At 34.3% G+C, this 16,968-nt stretch carries 18 protein-coding genes and 1 pseudogene; 11 read left to right on the top strand and 8 right to left on the bottom strand.

Features of this window, described 5'->3' with window-relative positions; all coding sequences use genetic code 11:
• Positions 1 to 6 precede the first annotated feature (6 nt).
• Both C3L50_RS09965 and C3L50_RS09970 read left to right on the top strand, forming a co-directional pair.
• Entirely contained in the window at positions 7 to 948 is a 942-nt protein-coding gene (locus tag C3L50_RS09965) for a helix-turn-helix transcriptional regulator (RefSeq protein WP_103806032.1), read from the top strand.
• A 296-nt stretch (positions 949 to 1,244) separates the two neighbouring features.
• Positions 1,245 to 1,526 (top strand): hypothetical protein, encoded by a 282-nt coding sequence (locus C3L50_RS09970; RefSeq protein WP_103806033.1) that lies wholly within the window; start codon positions 1,245 to 1,247, stop codon positions 1,524 to 1,526.
• A 238-nt stretch (positions 1,527 to 1,764) separates the two neighbouring features.
• Here the strand turns inward: C3L50_RS09970 and C3L50_RS16640 are convergent.
• Positions 1,765 to 1,942: pseudogene (locus C3L50_RS16640) on the bottom strand (transposase); the annotation flags it as partial.
• 177 nt (positions 1,943 to 2,119) lie between these two features.
• Between C3L50_RS16640 and C3L50_RS09980 the strand changes: the two are divergent.
• The 9 genes from C3L50_RS09980 (at position 2,120) to C3L50_RS10015 (ending at position 7,520) form a co-directional block, all read left to right on the top strand.
• The gene (locus C3L50_RS09980; RefSeq protein WP_103806034.1) at positions 2,120 to 3,022 is read left to right on the top strand and encodes a tetratricopeptide repeat protein; all 903 of its coding nucleotides are present in this window, start codon (positions 2,120 to 2,122) and stop codon (positions 3,020 to 3,022) included.
• 207 nt (positions 3,023 to 3,229) lie between these two features.
• The gene (locus C3L50_RS09985; protein WP_103806035.1) at positions 3,230 to 3,718 is read left to right on the top strand and encodes a YfbM family protein; all 489 of its coding nucleotides are present in this window, start codon (positions 3,230 to 3,232) and stop codon (positions 3,716 to 3,718) included.
• Between the two features lie 422 nt (positions 3,719 to 4,140).
• On the top strand, positions 4,141 to 4,479 hold the full coding sequence (locus C3L50_RS09990; protein WP_103806036.1) for a type II toxin-antitoxin system RelE/ParE family toxin: 339 nt from the start codon (positions 4,141 to 4,143) through the stop codon (positions 4,477 to 4,479).
• Position 4,480: 1 nt separating this feature from the next.
• Complete coding sequence (locus C3L50_RS09995) at positions 4,481 to 4,780, top strand: helix-turn-helix domain-containing protein (protein WP_103806037.1); 300 nt, start codon at positions 4,481 to 4,483, stop codon at positions 4,778 to 4,780.
• Positions 4,781 to 4,838: 58 nt separating this feature from the next.
• Positions 4,839 to 4,964 carry a hypothetical protein gene (locus tag C3L50_RS16550; protein WP_262496687.1) on the top strand — a complete coding sequence of 42 codons (126 nt, stop codon included), beginning with the start codon at positions 4,839 to 4,841 and terminating at the stop codon, positions 4,962 to 4,964.
• A 110-nt stretch (positions 4,965 to 5,074) separates the two neighbouring features.
• Positions 5,075 to 5,749 carry a hypothetical protein gene (locus C3L50_RS10000; protein WP_103806038.1) on the top strand — a complete coding sequence of 225 codons (675 nt, stop codon included), beginning with the start codon at positions 5,075 to 5,077 and terminating at the stop codon, positions 5,747 to 5,749.
• A 255-nt stretch (positions 5,750 to 6,004) separates the two neighbouring features.
• A complete protein-coding gene (locus C3L50_RS10005) occupies positions 6,005 to 6,385 on the top strand; it encodes a hypothetical protein (RefSeq protein ID WP_103806039.1) in 381 nt (126 codons plus the stop codon).
• 20 nt (positions 6,386 to 6,405) lie between these two features.
• A complete protein-coding gene (locus C3L50_RS10010; protein ID WP_103806040.1) occupies positions 6,406 to 6,963 on the top strand; it encodes a DUF4256 domain-containing protein in 558 nt (185 codons plus the stop codon).
• A gap of 86 nt (positions 6,964 to 7,049) precedes the next feature.
• Complete coding sequence (locus C3L50_RS10015) at positions 7,050 to 7,520, top strand: SRPBCC family protein (protein ID WP_103806041.1); 471 nt, start codon at positions 7,050 to 7,052, stop codon at positions 7,518 to 7,520.
• Positions 7,521 to 7,666: 146 nt separating this feature from the next.
• On the opposite strand, the gene C3L50_RS10020 is transcribed toward C3L50_RS10015, so the two are convergent.
• From C3L50_RS10020 to C3L50_RS10050, 7 genes are all read right to left on the bottom strand, one after another.
• Positions 7,667 to 8,254, bottom strand: a complete 588-nt coding sequence (locus C3L50_RS10020) for a LutC/YkgG family protein (protein ID WP_103806042.1) — start codon at positions 8,252 to 8,254, stop codon at positions 7,667 to 7,669.
• Positions 8,247 to 9,647 (bottom strand): lactate utilization protein B, encoded by a 1,401-nt coding sequence (locus C3L50_RS10025; protein ID WP_103806043.1) that lies wholly within the window; start codon positions 9,645 to 9,647, stop codon positions 8,247 to 8,249. The genes C3L50_RS10020 and C3L50_RS10025 overlap by 8 nt, the downstream gene beginning before the upstream one ends.
• 92 nt (positions 9,648 to 9,739) lie before the next feature.
• Positions 9,740 to 11,110 carry a glycoside hydrolase family 28 protein gene (locus tag C3L50_RS10030; RefSeq protein ID WP_103806044.1) on the bottom strand — a complete coding sequence of 457 codons (1,371 nt, stop codon included), beginning with the start codon at positions 11,108 to 11,110 and terminating at the stop codon, positions 9,740 to 9,742.
• Positions 11,111 to 11,154: 44 nt separating this feature from the next.
• Entirely contained in the window at positions 11,155 to 11,895 is a 741-nt protein-coding gene (locus C3L50_RS10035; RefSeq protein ID WP_103806045.1) for a (Fe-S)-binding protein, read from the bottom strand.
• Between the two features lie 3 nt (positions 11,896 to 11,898).
• Entirely contained in the window at positions 11,899 to 13,254 is a 1,356-nt protein-coding gene (locus C3L50_RS10040) for an FGGY-family carbohydrate kinase (protein ID WP_103806046.1), read from the bottom strand.
• A 137-nt stretch (positions 13,255 to 13,391) separates the two neighbouring features.
• Complete coding sequence (locus tag C3L50_RS10045) at positions 13,392 to 14,666, bottom strand: TIM barrel protein (RefSeq protein ID WP_103806047.1); 1,275 nt, start codon at positions 14,664 to 14,666, stop codon at positions 13,392 to 13,394.
• A gap of 142 nt (positions 14,667 to 14,808) precedes the next feature.
• Positions 14,809 to 16,950 carry a bifunctional aldolase/short-chain dehydrogenase gene (locus C3L50_RS10050; protein ID WP_103806048.1) on the bottom strand — a complete coding sequence of 714 codons (2,142 nt, stop codon included), beginning with the start codon at positions 16,948 to 16,950 and terminating at the stop codon, positions 14,809 to 14,811.
• Between the last annotated feature and the right edge of the window lie 18 nt (positions 16,951 to 16,968).

A 16,968-nucleotide genomic window follows, 5' to 3' on the forward strand; every position in this document is an offset into this window, starting at 1 on the left:
AAAATTATGGATAATTTAAATTCAAATAGCATACCCAAAAATAGCACCGGAAATTCAGGCGTTTGGTGGCACGAAAACAATCCTGGACCTTTGGCCAACATTCCTTTTATCAAACAATTTGGAAGTATGCGTTTTACCAAAGTGCAAATGGACGAAAATATGCGACCGCACTTGAATGACGGAATTGAAATTCATTTTGTAACTAGTGGCAAATATGACTGGGTTGTCGAGGGCAATCAAATTGAATTATTACCTGGCAATTTATCGGTTACAGCACCTTGGCATTGGAACGGAAGTCCTAATGGCAAAATGGATATTGGATATATCAATTGGATCATTATAAAACCACAAGAATTTAGTCAAAAAAAGAATTTGAATCTTGGAAATTGGACTAAATTATCCAAAAGCATTCAAGAAAACCTTGGCAATTTGATTGCTGACAAGAGTAATGCCGTATTAGAAAAGGCTAAAAATTTCGAAAAATATTTTAATGATATTCGCAAAGAACTAGCCGATCAAGAGGTAGGATTTGAAATTATGGTGGGTAATATTTTAGAAAATCTACTAATCGATTTGTACCGACAACTTTCTAGCATTGGACAAAAATCCGAAGAGGAAACTAATTTTATAGACAAATTCACCAAAATCGTTTCAGAAGACATCAGCAAAAAATGGAATATAGATGATTTGGCCAATCAATTTGGAATGGGGAAAACCAAATTTACTTATGAAGTAAAAAGGCTTACTGGATACCCGCCCAATAGTTATATCATCAATCTAAAAATTGAAAAAGCCATTGAAATGATTCTAAACCCTAAAAACAAATCGATGCCAGATATTGCTTATTCGTGCGGTTTTTCATCATTACAACATTTTACTTCTTCCTTTTTGCAAAGAACAGGAACAACTCCGGGAAAATACAGAAATAAGGAAACGAAAGAGAATTAGAGGGAATTTGCTTTCGAACATGAGATTATTCTATCCATTATTAACCTGAAAAAGGAAGTTTAATTATTGAACCATACTGCCCCAATAAGTACGAAAAGTATTCTACAAATAAAAAATTATTTTGATGATTTGTAAGAAAAAATTATTATATTTGAATACTAATAAAGTATGATTCACGTCATACATATCTACCCAAAAGTGGAGTGATAGGTCTGATTTTGTCATACATATAAACGAGTTATGCGCTATACCACAAAAAAACCGCAAAAAAAGGAAACTCAATTTTTGAATTTAATATGATTAAAGAAGTTTTATTCCAAATTCAACACCTGAAATTTGTCAATTTAGATAGTGGCAAATATTGTTTAATTGTTGAAGATACAGAAGTGAATGATTACGTTGAAGAATATATGTTGGATAAAGGAATTGAAATAGAGGATGTTGATGTTAATGATAATGATAAAATATCCATTTATTATAATTATTTTTCTGAAAACTCTAACTTGGAAAAAATAATTGAGACGTTGAAAAAGATTGACTCAAAAGAAGTAGTGACAATTTTTAGTTTAAATAATTAAGTACAGCGCATAACAGCCGTAGCTGTTGCGCAACCTCACTCAAAAACTAAACTTTCAAAATCAGTATAAAAAACAACCTCGTTTAAGCACATTTAAGCGAGGTTTATTTTTGGTTTTATGTTGTAGTTTTTAAAAAATAAGGTACTTAAAAACAAGTATTTCAAGTCATTGAAAGCTGTTTTTTGAGAAGTTGGTACTTTTGCTTGCATTTCACTTACAACTCCAGCTTTTGTTTTTGTTTTTTTGGTAATAAACTTCAAGTATTTCTTGAGATTATAGGTTAACGCTGCCATCAAAACGTGTTTGTTGGCTTGCTTGATTCGTCTTGTATTTACTCGTTTCATATTGGTAAAATTGACCAATGTTCCGATTGCTGGTTCTACGGTTTTGCTTCGTACCCGAACCATTTGCTTGGCCGATGCTGTCTTCTAAGCTGACTACTTGAAGCTGATGTCGAGAAATTCCTTGGATATGTTGCATTCTTAAAAATACGAAAAATCCTGTTTCGACACAACTTTTTTGTTATATTTGATGCAAATCAAACGGAGGTTTTTTCACAGACTGACGTTATAAGCCATTTTAGAACAAAACACATGAAAACATTTCTTATTTCACTTTTGTCTTTGATAATTTTCTCTTGTAAAGATAGCCATACCGAATTACATAAAGAAATGGATAAGGTTTCTGCAGAATTTAGAAAGTTCGATGAACAATTAGTAACACTATATGCAGAATCTGAAAAAAATCCTGAAAAAGTAATTTTGAAAATTGACAGTTTATTACAAGTAAATAAAAATGAAACTGATAAATATAAATCTCAAATAAAATCTAATATAGAAAGTAGTCTGCATTATTTTAGAGCAGAGTTACTATATAAAATAGGAAAATATAAAGAATCAATTAAAGAATTAGATTTTGAAGACTATAGAAATGGTGATGCAGCAATAGCTTATGCAGCAAATTACGTGAAATTAAAGAATTTTGAAACAGCGAAGTCATTTATTGACAGTATTGGCAACTGGAATGGAAATGATTTTGCTCTTGGAAATTATTATGAAAGTGTTGGAGAAAAAGCTTCTGCTCTTAAGACTTATAAATATAATCTTGAAGATGATAAATCAAGAAAGCATTTTATTTATTACATATGGACTGAAAAAAGAGTAAAAGCGCTTGAAAAAAATGAGCCGTTACTTAATGAGATTTTCTTTCCTACGGGAAATCCTAGTTTTGAAATTTGCGAAATTTGTAATATTGACAATGCAAAAAGAGTAAAGATAACTGACCTATTAGTGGAACTGCCTGAAAGTCGAGGATGGACGGCAACGACCATCATAGAATCTCCATATGATACCGGGAAAGATTATTATTGGATTAGAGTAGACATAAAGAACAGAGAGTTAAATTATTTTGTTGACCAAAAAACTTTTGAAATAAAATACTTCAATCCAAAAACTAAAACTGTAATGACATTGGAAAACTGGCGGAAAGGTAAATAAAAACGGCTTATAACAGCTACTACAATGGATTTGGGCAATAGGCTTAATGGAAAGATGGTTTTGTATTTGGATGATTTGGCAAATCCGAAGAATGGGCTTAATTTAGTTCCAAACCCGCTGTAGTACCGGAACGTTAGCAGTAACCTTTACAAAAAAACGCACTAAAAGAATTTAACAACTTTAGAAAAAATATTTTGAATTATGAGTATGATTGGAAATTTACTTCGAGTATCAAAAACAGAACTTGAAGATTATTTAAAAGACAGTTCGTTATTAGAAGACAAAATCTATGACGATGAAACTGAAAACGAAAATTTAGTAGATATTGACAAATCTTGGGACGGTATAATATTTTTACTTACTGGACAAAGTTTAGCAACAGCTGAACACAATCTTGTAAGAGTTTTATTCAGCGGACAACTAATTGACGAAGAACAAGATTTAGGTTATGGACCAGCTCACTATTTGACACCAGAACAAGTTGCCGAGTTAAATAATGAAATTTCCACAATTACAATTGCAGACTTAAAACAAAAATTTAATCCCGAAAAAATGACTGAACAGGAAGTTTATCCTACAATTTGGGACGAAGGAGATGATGCGTTTGATTATATTGCTGACGGATTTTCAACATTACAAAATGTTTTTGCAGACGCAACAAAAAACGGAGAAGCAATAATAACATTTTTGAACTAACCGACAAAAAAGGCTACAGCTAACAGCTAGAGTTTCGTTGCGTGCGCAGCACGAACAATGAAACTCGTGTTGAACGGAACCGAGTACCTGCCGTCAACACTATGGAGTTATCGTAAAGTTTTGAGAGAGAATAGTAAGAGGATTTAGTGTCCTCTTTTTTTTGGTGTAGATTGTCCTGACTGATGCTGTCTTCCAGACTGCTGATTTGTATTTTTTGGCGGGAAATTCCTGTAATATGTTCTATCTTTTAAAGATACAACTTTTCTTTCTTTTATTAAAATATTTTAATTACTTTTGATTGAAATAATACTGAAGTTTTTTCACAGACTGACGTTGTGTGCTATAATTCCGCTGAATGTAAACTACAAGAAAAAAATCAAAATTTATTTGCCAATTGTTAACTTTTAAGATAACTTTGCCAAATGAGCAGAGAAATCATATTTTACGAAAATCATTTTATTGAGTTTTACCAAAGTCAAGATGAAAAGGTAAAAGAAAAAATGAAATACGTTCTTGAATTAATAAAACAAGTTGAGAAAGTTCCAGAAAAATTTTTAAAACATTTGACAGGAACAAACGGACTTTATGAAATAAGAATTGAATATCAGTCAAATATTTATAGAATATTTTGTTGCTTTGATAAAGGGAAATTGGTTGTGCTTTTTAATGGTTTTCAGAAAAAATCTCAAAAGACACCAAAAAATGAATTGGAAAAAGCATTAAATTTAATGAACGAGTATTTTCAACAAAAAAACATTTAAAATGGAAAATTATAAAAACATAAAAAATTTCGACCAACTTATTGAAGTTGAACACGGAAAAATCGGAACAGAAAGCAGAAATAACTACGAAGAAAAATCACAGATGTTCATCATAAGTGAAATGCTTAAAGACGCTCGAAAAGAAGCTAAAATAACTCAAGAGCAATTGGCGGAAAAAACTGGAACAAAAAAAAGCTACATTTCGAGAATTGAAAACGGAAGAGGAAATATTCAACTTTCAACATTAATAAGAATCTTTGAAATAGGATTAAATAAAAAAATTGGGTTAACCTTTTTGTAAGTAAATATTATTACAGCACACAACAGCTAAGAGTTTCGTTGCATGCGCAGCACCAACAATGAAACCAGTGTTGAACGGAACCGATTACATTCCATTAACACTATGGGGTTTTCGTAAAGTTTTGAGAGAGAATTTCAAGAGGATTTATAGTCCTCTTTTTTTTGGTGTAGATTGTCCTGACTGATGCTGTCTTCCAGACTGCTGATTTGTATTTTTTGGCGGGAAATTCCTGTAATATGTTGCATTGTTAAATATACAACTTTTCTTCCTTTTATTAAAATATTTTAGTTACTTTTGAAAGAAACTAAACGGAAGTTTTTTCACAGACTGACGTTAGCGGTAATTATCAGAAAAAAACCTAAAAACAACAACTTAATAAAATATATGAATTCTTTTACTCAAAAAACATTTGGACTTAAAAAGAAATATACTTTCAAAGAAAAAGGTATAGAAATTGAGTTTACAGACAAAGATGGAGATTTTTCCTTTTTTATAAACTTTGATAATATTTCACCAAGAGAAAATGTTCGAATACACACAAAACGAAAAGCAAATGTCTTAAAATATGGGCTTATTATTGCGTTATTAACTTTGATAAGAGGCTTTTTGACTGCAAAAACAGATTTACAAACAACTTTCATCGTTATATCACTTTCGTTGCTTATTGGAATTGGAACTTATGTTTATTATCATTTAACTAAAATGAAATATTATTCTGTTGGACTTGAAGACGGAAAAATAACTAGAATACTTTATAATAAACCAACAGTTGAAGGAGCAGAAGAGTTTATTGATGAAATATTTAAACGCAGAAAACAATATTACAGGGATAACTATTTTAAAATTGATTATGAAAATGAAAAACAATCAGAATTGGATAAAATCAAATGGTTAAAATCTGAAAATATTATTACAGAAAACGAATTCAATGTTGTAGTAGACGAAATTAACGAAAAATTCATAAAATAACTACCACTAACAGCCGTAGCTGTTGCGCAACCTCACTCAAAAACTAAACTTTCAAAATCAGTATAAAAAACAACCTCGTTTAAGCACATTTAAGCGAGGTTTATTTTCGTTTTATATTAGAATTCTAAATAATAAGTTGTCCATGTAAATCCATTTTATTTGCGAAAATTTGCAGTTCAAAATTTCAAATTACTTTTTTTCTATATTTGATTACTATTTAAAGAAAAAATGTTTACCATTCGAAGAAATAAATAAATGCAAGACATTATCAAAAAGTTTAAATTTAAAAGAAAAGCAATTGTAATCAATGCTCCAACCTATTTGGAATCTCAATTTAGAGCGCTTGGTTTTACAATAGCATTTGATAAAAAAATAAAAAGTACAAACACCTTAGTTTTCATAAACGATAACGAGCAATATCTTGATTTTTTGAACAAACAATTAAGCAAAATTGAGCATGACAGCGTTTTGTGGTTTGCTTATCCAAAAGGAACTTCAAAAATAAAAACGGATATTAACCGTGATACCATTCGCAAAACAGGAGAAGAGTATAACATTACAACAGTAACCGCCGTTTCTATTGATGAAACTTGGAGTGCCTTGCGATTTAGACCTATTGACAGAGTTGGAAAATAACAATTAAACAGCCCATAAAAATGATGCGAATTCTTCCAGATGACCAAATTAGTGAGTTGATCAATATTTTAAAATTGCGGTTTGAAAAAAACCAACATAGACACAAAGATATTAATTGGATTAATGTAGAAACTAAGCTAGCAACAAAACCTGAAAGACTTTGGTCGTTACACCAAATGGAAATAACTGATGGAGAGCCAGATATAATTGGTTATGATAAAAATGAAGATGTATATCTATTTTGTGACTGCTCAGCAGAAAGCCCAAAAGGTCGCCGAAGTTTATGTTATGACGATGAAGCTTTGAATTCAAGAAAAGAAAACAAACCCATAAACAGTGTGTTAACTTTAGCTGAAAATATGGGAATAGAATTGCTCAACGAAGAACAATACAAAAAACTACAAGAATTAGAAAATTTTGACCAAAAAACATCAAGTTGGATTAGAACACCAAACGATTTAAGAAAACTAGGAGGAGCCTTATTTGGAGACTTTCGATTTGGACGCGTATTTGTCTATCACAATGGAGCCGAAAGCTATTATGCAGCAAGAGGCTTTAGAGGAATAGTAAAAGTATAATTTTGTTATTGCGATAGTTACTCCTAAAATTAGCGTTAAACAACCCGAAAACTGTAAAATTTTATCATCTGAAAAAAGCAAAGAAAATGGGAACTGAAATTTTAACAACAACAGCAGACTGTGAAATAGTTAATTCAAGGATTTTTAACACTCCAAGAGAACTAGTATTTCGTGCTTGGTCTGACCCAAATCATCTAAAACAATGGTGGGGACCATCAGGTTTTACAAACACTTTCAATGAATTTGACTTTAGAGTGGGCGGAAAATGGAGTTTTATAATGCACGGACCTGACAAAGGAAATTATGCTAATGAATGTGAGTTTATAAAAATAGAAGAACCATCACTAATTGCTTGGAAACGTTTTTCAAAACCACTTTTTCAAGTACTAGCTACATTCGAAGAAGTTACAAAAGACAAAACTAAACTCGTTTTCAAAATGGTATTTACTACCGCAGAAGAATGCAGTAAATTAAGACCATTTGTAGTTGATAAAAACGAAGAGAATTTTGATCGTCTTGAAGTTGAATTAGCAAAAATGATAGACCAAAAAATTTAGACAATCTACAAATAGTGCTACCATCTCCCCTTTTAGTGATTCATAGCCCTGAAAAAAAATCACAGAAACTTCGTGATAAAAATTAATCATAAACAAACCTCGTTTAAAAACTCTATAACAGTTTTAATCGAGGTTAATTTTATACACTACTCCATCAAAAACACCGTCAAGCCTCTAGCTCCGTGGGCTCCCAAAACCAAAGATTGTTCAATATCGGCAGTTTTAGATGGGCCAGCGATGAAAGTTCCAAAACCATATTCTTGATTGCCAATGCGCTCATAAGCCTGATGCATTGTGGCCACTATATCTTTTTTGTTTAGAATTATCGCCAAATATTGAGGGATAAAAGTGGCAACACGTTGTCCCAATATATCGTCAGTAACCCAAAGAGCGGAGTTTTCGGCAACACCAAAATGGGCTTTAACTATGGTTAATTCAACATCTTCTAAAGAATGTGGATCAGAATTGAACCAATCGATTGTAGCAATTTCAGCCAATTCTGGAACGGTGGTAATCATTCGTTTATCGGTGGCGAAATTTTGCTTCACAAAGTCAATTATGGCATCATAAGAAGGAACTTCTACAAAATCGCCTCCAATGCTTTTTAAAATTGTTTTGTACTTTTCGAGTATATCAAAAGCTTCCAAACCCAAAACACTCAAATCAGGCAACGCACTCAGCTGTTCGGGTTGATTTTGTTTTATTTTTTCTAAAATTTGGGCTCTGCTACTCATTGTTTTTGTCTTTAAATTCTTTTCCGTTTTTTTTGTACCATTCTCTAAAGGATTCTTCTGGTGGCGCTGGCATTTCTCTTTGCTTGTACCAAGCATTCAAACCGTTATTCACCATAAAAGGAGCGTTTTTAATCACAAATCTTCCCGCTTTTCCTGCCATTTCAAATACTTTTGGACTGGACAAAACGCTTGCCATTCCTTGCATTGCAATGGTTTTTACAGTTGGCGTATGTCCTGCTTTGACCAATACTTGTCGCCATTTGTACAATTGGTCGTGAATGTCAATTTTTACTGGACAAACATTCGTGCAAGAACCGCAAAGCGTACTGGCAAAAGGTAAATCGGCATTTTTAGCCATATCGAGATTTGGTGCTAAAATAGATCCAATTGGTCCCGCTACTGCTGTGTGATAACTGTGTCCGCCACTTCGTCTGTAAACTGGACAAGTATTCATACAAGCACCACAACGGATGCATTTCAAAGAATTCCTAAAATCGGGTCTTCCTAATTGGGTGCTCCTGCCATTGTCAACAATAACGATGTGCATTTCGGCTCCTGCTCTTGGTTTTTTGAAATGGCTAGAAAAAGTGGTTATTGGTTGTCCTGTTGCGCTTCTAGCCAGTAAACGAAGAAAAACTCCTAAATGTTTGCGCTGTGGAATTATTTTTTCGAAACCCATACAGGCAATATGTACGTCAGCAAGGTGAACGCCCATATCGGCATTTCCTTCATTGGTGCAAACCACAATTTCACCTGTTTCGGCTATGGCAAAATTGACTCCCGTCAAAGCTACTTTTCGAGTGAGAAATTTATCTCTGAGGTGCAAACGTGCGGCTTCGGTTAAATACTGTGGATCGTTGTTTCCTTTTTCAGTTCCAAGATGTTCGTTAAAAGTTTCGCTTACATCTTGTTTTTTAAGGTGAATGGCAGGCAAAACGATATGACTTGGTGGTTCATTTCGAAGTTGGACGATGCGTTCCCCTAAATCGGTGTCAATCACATCAATTCCGTTTTGGGCCAAATATTCATTGAGATGGCATTCTTCGGTGAGCATCGATTTGGATTTTACCATTTGCTTCACGCCGTGCTTTTGCATAATGGAATGCACGATTTTATTGTGTTCTTCTCCATCGGCAGCCCAATGTACAATGATGCCATTTTTCAAAGCATTGGCTTCAAATTCAATCAAATAATTATTGATATTCGACAGCACGTTGTTCTTGATTTTCGAGGCAGTTTCTCGCAGCAATTCCCATTCTGGCATTTGATGTGCCGCTTTATCTCGCTTCTCGCGAACAAACCAAAGGGTTTCATCATGCCAATTGACGCGTTCTACATCTTTGTTAAAAATAGTAGCCGCTTCACTGTGTTGAATTATTTTATTCGAAGACATCTGTTTATTGGTTTAAAAATTGAAAACTTAGAAACGCTTAGCTAATCAATTTTAGATTATGTTTTTTTTGCATTTTTTAATGCTGTTATTTATCAATTTTGGCTCTCAAAATTCAAGAGATTTTCGTGAATGCTAAGATTTCCTTTAATCAAATCGGCGTGAACATTCTTGAGAAATACATTTTCTACAGGCAATTCTTTTTGACCCAAAACTCTCGAAATAAATTTTGCCTCGGTAGCTTTCACGTTCTCGAGATATACATTTTTAATTGGAGTCAACCTTCTTTCGATAGTTGGAACCAAATCCCTCCATTGGTACAACACGTCGGTTTCAATACCTAGAATTCCCTGATCGATTTTGCCCGCAACAATATTGCTCATATAAATGTTTTTCACATATCCTCCCCTGCGTTCATTGGTTTTAATGAACAGCAAATGATTCAATTTGGTGCCATCCACAACAGTGCATTTATCTACAAATACATTTTCGACTCCACCCGACAATTCGCTTCCAATGGCTACCAATTGATGTCCGTTTTTGACTGTACAGTTTCGGATAACAATGTTTTTTGACGGTGTATTTAACAACCAAGCAGCTTTACCGCAACCCGATTTAATGGCAATGGCATCGTCCCCTTGGTCAAAAACGCAATTTTCAATCAATACATTTTCGCTCATTTCTGGATCGACCCCGTCATTGTTGTGACCGTGGGCATAAACTTTCAGATTTCGAAGCACTACATTTTTAGATAGAAAAGGATGAATCGTCCAAAAAGGGCTGTTCGTAATGGTAGGGCCGTCCATCAAAATGTTTTCGCAACGGTTAAATTGTATAAATTGAGGGCGAAAATTCGCGCTGTCATTGACCATTAATCGCTCACTCATTGGTTTGTTGTACGAAGCCAAATAGTACAAACGCTTCAAGCTTTCCATATGTCCTTTGGGTCTTTTAAACCATCCTTTCCAAACTTCCATTTTGGCTTTTAGTTCGCCTTCACCCGTAATGGCGATATTTTTACATTGGTAAGCATAAATTAATGGCGAATAATTCAAACATTCATAGCCTTCCCAAGTACTGTTTACAGCTGGCAAATAATCTTTTGGATTTTCCGAAAAAAGTAGAACAGCTCCTTTATTCAGATGTAAATTTACATTGCTTTTGAAGTGAATTTTACCTGTAATCCATTCGCCTTCAGGAACAACAACTATTCCACCACCTAGTTTATTGGCTTTATCGATAGCTTTATTGATTGCCCTAGAAATCTTGACTTTATCCCCTTTTACAGCACCAAAATCAACAATTGATAGTTTCTTGCAATTGCTAAAATCAGGTGTTTTGATGGCAGGCATATCAAAAGGTGCTTTGACCACAATATCTTTTATAATAACCGTAGTTTTCACTGTTTTAAATGACAAGAAAACTAGCGAAAGAAATAGTGCCAGACCAATGATACTTTTTTTCATTATCAATTTGAATTTTAAATTAGTTTTTATGAATTGATTTCAACTTATAATACTCTTGAATTCAATATTTCGGCAATGTGAATGGTTTTGATTGGGCTATTTTCTTTTCTCAAAATTCCTTCCATATGCATCAAACAAGACATATCGAAACCTGTAATATATTCAACACCTTGAGATTCGTGGTCTTTGATTCGGTCTTTTCCCATTTTTACGGAAATAGCTTCTTCGGTCACGCAAAAAGTACCTCCAAAACCACAACATTCATCTTTTCGATTCAAAGAAACTAAATTGATTCCGCTGATTTTGGCCAACAATTGCTCGGGTTTTGAGAAAAATGGAGCATTCAATTCACTCATTTGCGAAAGCTTCAATCCACGTTGTCCGTGGCAACTTTGGTGCAAACCTACTTTGTGAGGAAAATGGCCTTCAATAGTTTCTACTTTTAAAATATCAGTAATAAATTCAGTTAATTCGTAAACTGATTTTCTAATTTTTGTTGCCAGAGCTTCGTTTTTCTCGTCGTGCAAATGCTCTTTGACATGCAAAACACAACTTCCAGAAGGACAAACGATATAATCAAACTCGGCAAAATTAGCCACAAAATTAGCATCGCACCCTTTTGTTAAATGCTCATAACCGCTATTAGCCATTGGTTGTCCGCAACAAGTTTGTCGCATTGGAAAACGAACGTCGCATCCCAATTTTTGCAATAATTCATAAGTAGCAATACCCACTTTTGGATAGAATTGATCTACATAACAGGGTATAAAAAGACCGATTTTCATTTTCTAATGTTTATAAAATTTTAAATCAATTAAATCATTTTGGATTGGTTTTGGATTCCAGCTCGAATGAACGGACAAAGCAGCACCCAAAGCACTAGCTTGCGCCATAGAAGCTGCATAGACTTCCATTTCAGGAAAAGCTTGCGCCAATAAATTCATGAAAATGGAATTTTTACTAAAACCACCATCCACAAAAACTTTTTTGACAGGACTGTTGTGAATCACTAATTTTGTCGAAAGAACTTGCTGGGCAATAATATCCATAATTAACTGATGATAAGCAATTTCGTAATTTTTAAAATTATCGAGATTTCTATTCTCAAAAGGACATTTTTCAATATACCTATCTTTGTTTAAAGAGATTTCTTTGAAGTTGGTAATCCTTAAATCAGCAATTATATCTTTGTTATACGTAATTTCTTTGTAGAAATCCTTTGGCAAATTAAAATGATCCGAGATGCGTTTGGATTGGACTTCGTGGGTATTTCCAGCAAACAATCGAGCCGCTTTTACAGGAATTCTTTTGTTTTGCAAGAAACACAAACAGTCTTTTTTCAATTCTTCAGATGTCAACGGAGTATCGTTGAAAGGATTCAAGGAAATGCTCCAAGTTCCGGTGGACAAGAGTACAAAAGGCTCGGTAAAATTGATGGTATAAGGAATTAGAGCCGAAGAACTGTCGTGCAAACCAATGCCTACCGAAATTTCATTCTCGATTTTAATGGTTTCTTCGACATTTTGAATGGGTGGCAATTTGTCTATTATTCCTTCATTGGTAACCCATTTATGATATTTCATTTTCTTGAAATTCCAAAGACCGGTGTGACAACCAATACTCGTAATATCAGTAAAATAGTGATGCGTCAAAACAGAACTTAAATATTGTGGCAAATGCAGGCAATATTTTACTTTGGCAAACAATTCAGGTTTTTCTTCTTTGAGTCTATAAATTTGCATTCCAGAATTCAAACTTCCTAAAATAGGCGAAGCAGTTTTAACGGCAAACTTCTTTTTTCCTTTGTATTTAGGATAAAAGTTCTCTAATAAAGTTTCTGGATACGGTTTCAAATAATTGTAGAGCGGTGTCAAACTCTTGCCTTGCTCATCTAGATAAACAAAACTAGCACCGTAGGTACTGAAATTGATAGCTTTCAAGACATACTCCTTCAGCTCTTTTAGTTCAGTCAATCGATCGGCTACCCATTGGCTAAGTTCTACAATATTTTCGCAGGGAAAACCATCTTCATCTACCGTTTCGGCAAGAATTACTGATTTTTCCCAAACTATTTGATAATTTTCGTTGAACAAAAAAACCTTTTTGTTTGTTTTCCCAATATCAAAAATCGCAACTACATTCATTTTTTAGTATTTTATAAACTGTCCGAAAAACGGATTTTATTCCTATTATTATTCAAGAATTGCACAAACTCAACACTTTTTTTCATAAAAAAACGTGTTCAATTTGTGCAATTTCTATTTATTCACAAAGAACTTAATTACAAGCCAGTAGCTACTGTTTTTAATCCTCTTTCGCCAATAAGATTATTTCTTACTGCAAGATCACGGTACAAACCAACTGGATTCAATGCTGCTCCAGAACGCAAACGCGCTTCGGCAACTAAAGCTCTAACATCTGTACGGAAAGCGTTTTGCAAAATCTCTTGCGCTTTTACCACATCGTTTTCTTCTTGTGCAATTTCCAATGCTTTTCTGTCAACAGAAAGTGCTTGAGCATAAGCAATCATAATAGCTTCAACAGATTGTAATAAATCTTCCATCGGATCTTTCACGTTGTGCGAAGCATCGATCATCCAGCCCAAATCTTTGGCGTGATTCATTCCTCTAGCATCCATTCCTTCTACCAATTCGTTGAAAATCAAGAATAGTTGGTAAGGCTTTAAAGCACCAGCTGTTAAATCGTCATCACCATATTTAGAATCATTGAAGTGGAAACCTCCTAATTTGTCTTCCATTAATAACAATGAAACGATTTGTTCAATATTAGCATTTGGCAAATGGTGCCCCAAATCGACTAATGTTTTTGCTTTATCCCCTAATTTTTTTACATAAGAATACGATTGTCCCCAATCGGCTACTGTTGTTGAGTAGAAATTTGGTTCGGCACATTTGTACTCCAAAAATAATTTCCAATTAGAAGGTAAAGCAGCATATATTTCTTCTAAACTTTCTAAAGTGTTTTGGTAGGCTTTACGGAAATTCAATTGACCTGGAAAACAAGAACCATCGGCAAGCCAAACAGTCAATGACTCCGAACCCAATTCAATACCTTGTTGAATTACTTCGATATTGTGGGCAATGGCTTGTTTGCGCACCGCTTTGTTTACGTTTTGCAAAGAACCAAATTTATAAGAATGCTCTTGATCGGCTTGGTTTTGAAACGTGTTTGAATTTACTGCATCAAATTTCAATCCGTGTTGTGCTGCCAAAGCTTTAATGGCATTACGATCGGTTGGAATATCCCAAGGAATGTGCAATGAGATAGCTCCAGAAGCCTTGTTCAAAGCGTGAAGCAAACCTACATCTTCGATTTTTTCTTCTAAAGAACGAGGTTCACCACCACCCGGAAAACGTCCAAAACGAGTTCCTCCTGTTCCTAAAGCCCAAGATGGAATGGCGATTTGAAAATCGATTAATTTTTGAATAATATTTTCAGTTTCAGCAATTTCAGAAGCCGTGAAAACCAATTTATTTTGATGAGACTTTAGTAAACCCTCATTATGTGAAGCTATTTTGTTTGAATCAATTAGCATAATATTTTTTTTAAGATAGTTAAATAGAAAAGGTATTGTAATGTGCAGTAAAACTTTAGATCATAATTATCTGAAAAATATAAATCTAACGCCCGAAGAACTCGAACGTTAGATAAACAAATTACTAATCTAAAATTTAATATTATCTATAAAAGCCCATAGATACACCACCGTCAACATTCAAAGCGTTTCCTGTTGATTTACCCAACAAGCCACCTACGAATGCAAAACAAGCATTGGCAATATCATCTGGCAATATAATTTCATTTAATAAAGTACGTTTTGCGTAGTATGCAGGCAATTCAGCCACAGTAATACCATACGCTTTTGCACGACCTTCTGCCCATCCACCTGACCATATATTAGAATCAGAGATTACAGCATCAGGATTTACTGTATTCACACGGATTTTATCCGCTCCAACTTCAGCAGCCATCAAACGAGTCAAATGCGCTTGAGCCGCTTTGGCAGATCCGTAACCAGGATTATTTGGTCCTGCAACCACTGCATTTTTAGATACAATGTTTACGATATCGCCACCAAAACCTTGTTTGCGCATTACTTCGATTCCAGCTTTAGAAACAATAAATTGTCCTTTCACCAAAATATCGTATAATCTATCCCACTCTTCTAATGAATGTTCAGCGATAGATTTTGAAATACTGATTCCAGCATTGTTCACAATAATATCAGCTCCACCAAATGCTAAACAAGCAGCATCTAAAGCCAATTCAGTGCTTTTTTCATCAGTTACATTCAATAAAGTACTAGAAACTGCATCTTTACCAAAAGCTTTAACGAAATCAGCAGTTGCGCCTTGCAAACGCTCTTCGTTAATATCATTGATAACTACACAAGCACCTTCTTCGGCGAATTTTTTAGCGATAGCTTTTCCAATTCCACCCGCAGAACCAGTAATCAAAGCGATTCTTCCAGATAGTGCTTTTGGTTTTGGCATACGTTGCAATTTAGCTTCTTCTAACAACCAATATTCGATGTCAAAAGCTTCTTGACGTGGCAATGATGTATATTCTGAAACTGCTTCAGCACCTTTCATTACGTTTACCGCATTGGTATAATATTCAGCTGCTAAACGAGCCATTGTTTTGTCTTTTGCAAAAGTAAACATACCAACTCCAGGATATAAAATTACAACTGGATTCGGGTCACGCATCGCTGGTGAGTTTGATTTTTTGCAAGTATTGTGATACTCTTTGTACATTTCACGGTAAGCCTCAAAAGCAGGAGTTAATTTTGCTTTGATAGCAGCTACATCTGATAAATCTTCGTTTGGAGCCAATTCAATTACTAAAGGACTGATTTTAGTTCTCAAGAAGTGATCTGGACAAGAAGTTCCAAGAGGAGCTAATTTATCCAAATCATTGGAGTTGATGAATTCCAATACTCTAGCATCATCTGTATAGTGACCAATCATTTTACGTTCTGAAGAACAGAAACCTCTCAAGATTGGAGCTAATTTTGCAGCTTGCAATTGGCGAGCATCTTCTGGAAGACTTTCTATTTTTTGACCTCCAAAAACTGGACGAGTCTTTCCGTAGTTACTTTCTAAAAATTCAGCACATTTTTCGATAACTTCCAATGTATTGATGTAGCTTTCGTAAGCCGTGTCTCCCCAAGTAAACAAACCGTGAGAACCTAACATTACTCCTTTTAGTTTTTTTCCCTTTGCTTCAGCTTCTTGCAAGCAAGCACGCATTTGAAGACCTAAATCAAAACCTGGACGTTGCCATCCCACCCAACCGATTTCTCCGTTGAATAATTCTTCTGTGATTTTCTTACCATCTTTTGCAGCAGCGATTGCAATTGCAGCATCTGGGTGCAAGTGATCGATGTGTTTGAAAGGCAAGAAACCGTGCAATGGCGTATCGATAGAAGGTGCTTTTGACGCTAAATCAAAAATACAGTGGTTGAACAATTCCACCATTTCGTCTTCGAATTCGATTCCTCTGTACACATTTTCAAGGTTAAGCAATCTCTCTAAATAAAGTGCCGCACAACCTGATTTGGTTAATGTCCCAATATCTCCTCCAGAACCTTTAATCCACATTACTTCTGAAGCGGCTCCTGTCAATGGATCTTTATCAGTTATTTTTACAGAAGTATTTCCACCTCCGTAGTTTGTTAATCTTAAATCCGCTCCTAATAAATTAGAACGGTAAATAAATAATGCTACTTCATCTCCAGCCATTGATGCGGCTTTAGCTTCATCCCATAGGTAGCTTACGTGCTTAAAAGTCATGTTGTTTGAATTTATATTTGACATTGTTTTTGATTTAATATT

It is taken from the genome of Flavobacterium alvei, from assembly GCF_002920895.1.
Classification (GTDB): Bacteria; Bacteroidota; Bacteroidia; order Flavobacteriales; family Flavobacteriaceae; genus Flavobacterium; species Flavobacterium alvei.

Bases quoted from the DNA above. Each gene is read 5' to 3' on its own strand.
- C3L50_RS10050 (WP_103806048.1), bottom strand. From the start codon at position 16,950: ATGTCAAATATAAATTCAAACAACATGACTTTTAAGCACGTAAGCTAC.
- C3L50_RS10045 (WP_103806047.1), bottom strand. From the start codon at position 14,666: ATGCTAATTGATTCAAACAAAATAGCTTCACATAATGAGGGTTTACTA.
- C3L50_RS09995 (WP_103806037.1), top strand. From the start codon at position 4,481: ATGGAAAATTATAAAAACATAAAAAATTTCGACCAACTTATTGAAGTT.
- C3L50_RS09980 (WP_103806034.1), top strand. From the start codon at position 2,120: ATGAAAACATTTCTTATTTCACTTTTGTCTTTGATAATTTTCTCTTGT.
- C3L50_RS16550 (WP_262496687.1), top strand. From the start codon at position 4,839: ATGAAACCAGTGTTGAACGGAACCGATTACATTCCATTAACACTATGG.
- C3L50_RS09970 (WP_103806033.1), top strand. From the start codon at position 1,245: ATGATTAAAGAAGTTTTATTCCAAATTCAACACCTGAAATTTGTCAAT.
- C3L50_RS09965 (WP_103806032.1), top strand. From the start codon at position 7: ATGGATAATTTAAATTCAAATAGCATACCCAAAAATAGCACCGGAAAT.
- C3L50_RS10035 (WP_103806045.1), bottom strand. From the start codon at position 11,895: ATGAAAATCGGTCTTTTTATACCCTGTTATGTAGATCAATTCTATCCA.
- C3L50_RS09990 (WP_103806036.1), top strand. From the start codon at position 4,141: ATGAGCAGAGAAATCATATTTTACGAAAATCATTTTATTGAGTTTTAC.
- C3L50_RS10030 (WP_103806044.1), bottom strand. From the start codon at position 11,110: ATGAAAAAAAGTATCATTGGTCTGGCACTATTTCTTTCGCTAGTTTTC.
- C3L50_RS10015 (WP_103806041.1), top strand. From the start codon at position 7,050: ATGGGAACTGAAATTTTAACAACAACAGCAGACTGTGAAATAGTTAAT.
- C3L50_RS10005 (WP_103806039.1), top strand. From the start codon at position 6,005: ATGCAAGACATTATCAAAAAGTTTAAATTTAAAAGAAAAGCAATTGTA.
- C3L50_RS10020 (WP_103806042.1), bottom strand. From the start codon at position 8,254: ATGAGTAGCAGAGCCCAAATTTTAGAAAAAATAAAACAAAATCAACCC.
- C3L50_RS10010 (WP_103806040.1), top strand. From the start codon at position 6,406: ATGATGCGAATTCTTCCAGATGACCAAATTAGTGAGTTGATCAATATT.
- C3L50_RS10040 (WP_103806046.1), bottom strand. From the start codon at position 13,254: ATGAATGTAGTTGCGATTTTTGATATTGGGAAAACAAACAAAAAGGTT.
- C3L50_RS10025 (WP_103806043.1), bottom strand. From the start codon at position 9,647: ATGTCTTCGAATAAAATAATTCAACACAGTGAAGCGGCTACTATTTTT.
- C3L50_RS09985 (WP_103806035.1), top strand. From the start codon at position 3,230: ATGATTGGAAATTTACTTCGAGTATCAAAAACAGAACTTGAAGATTAT.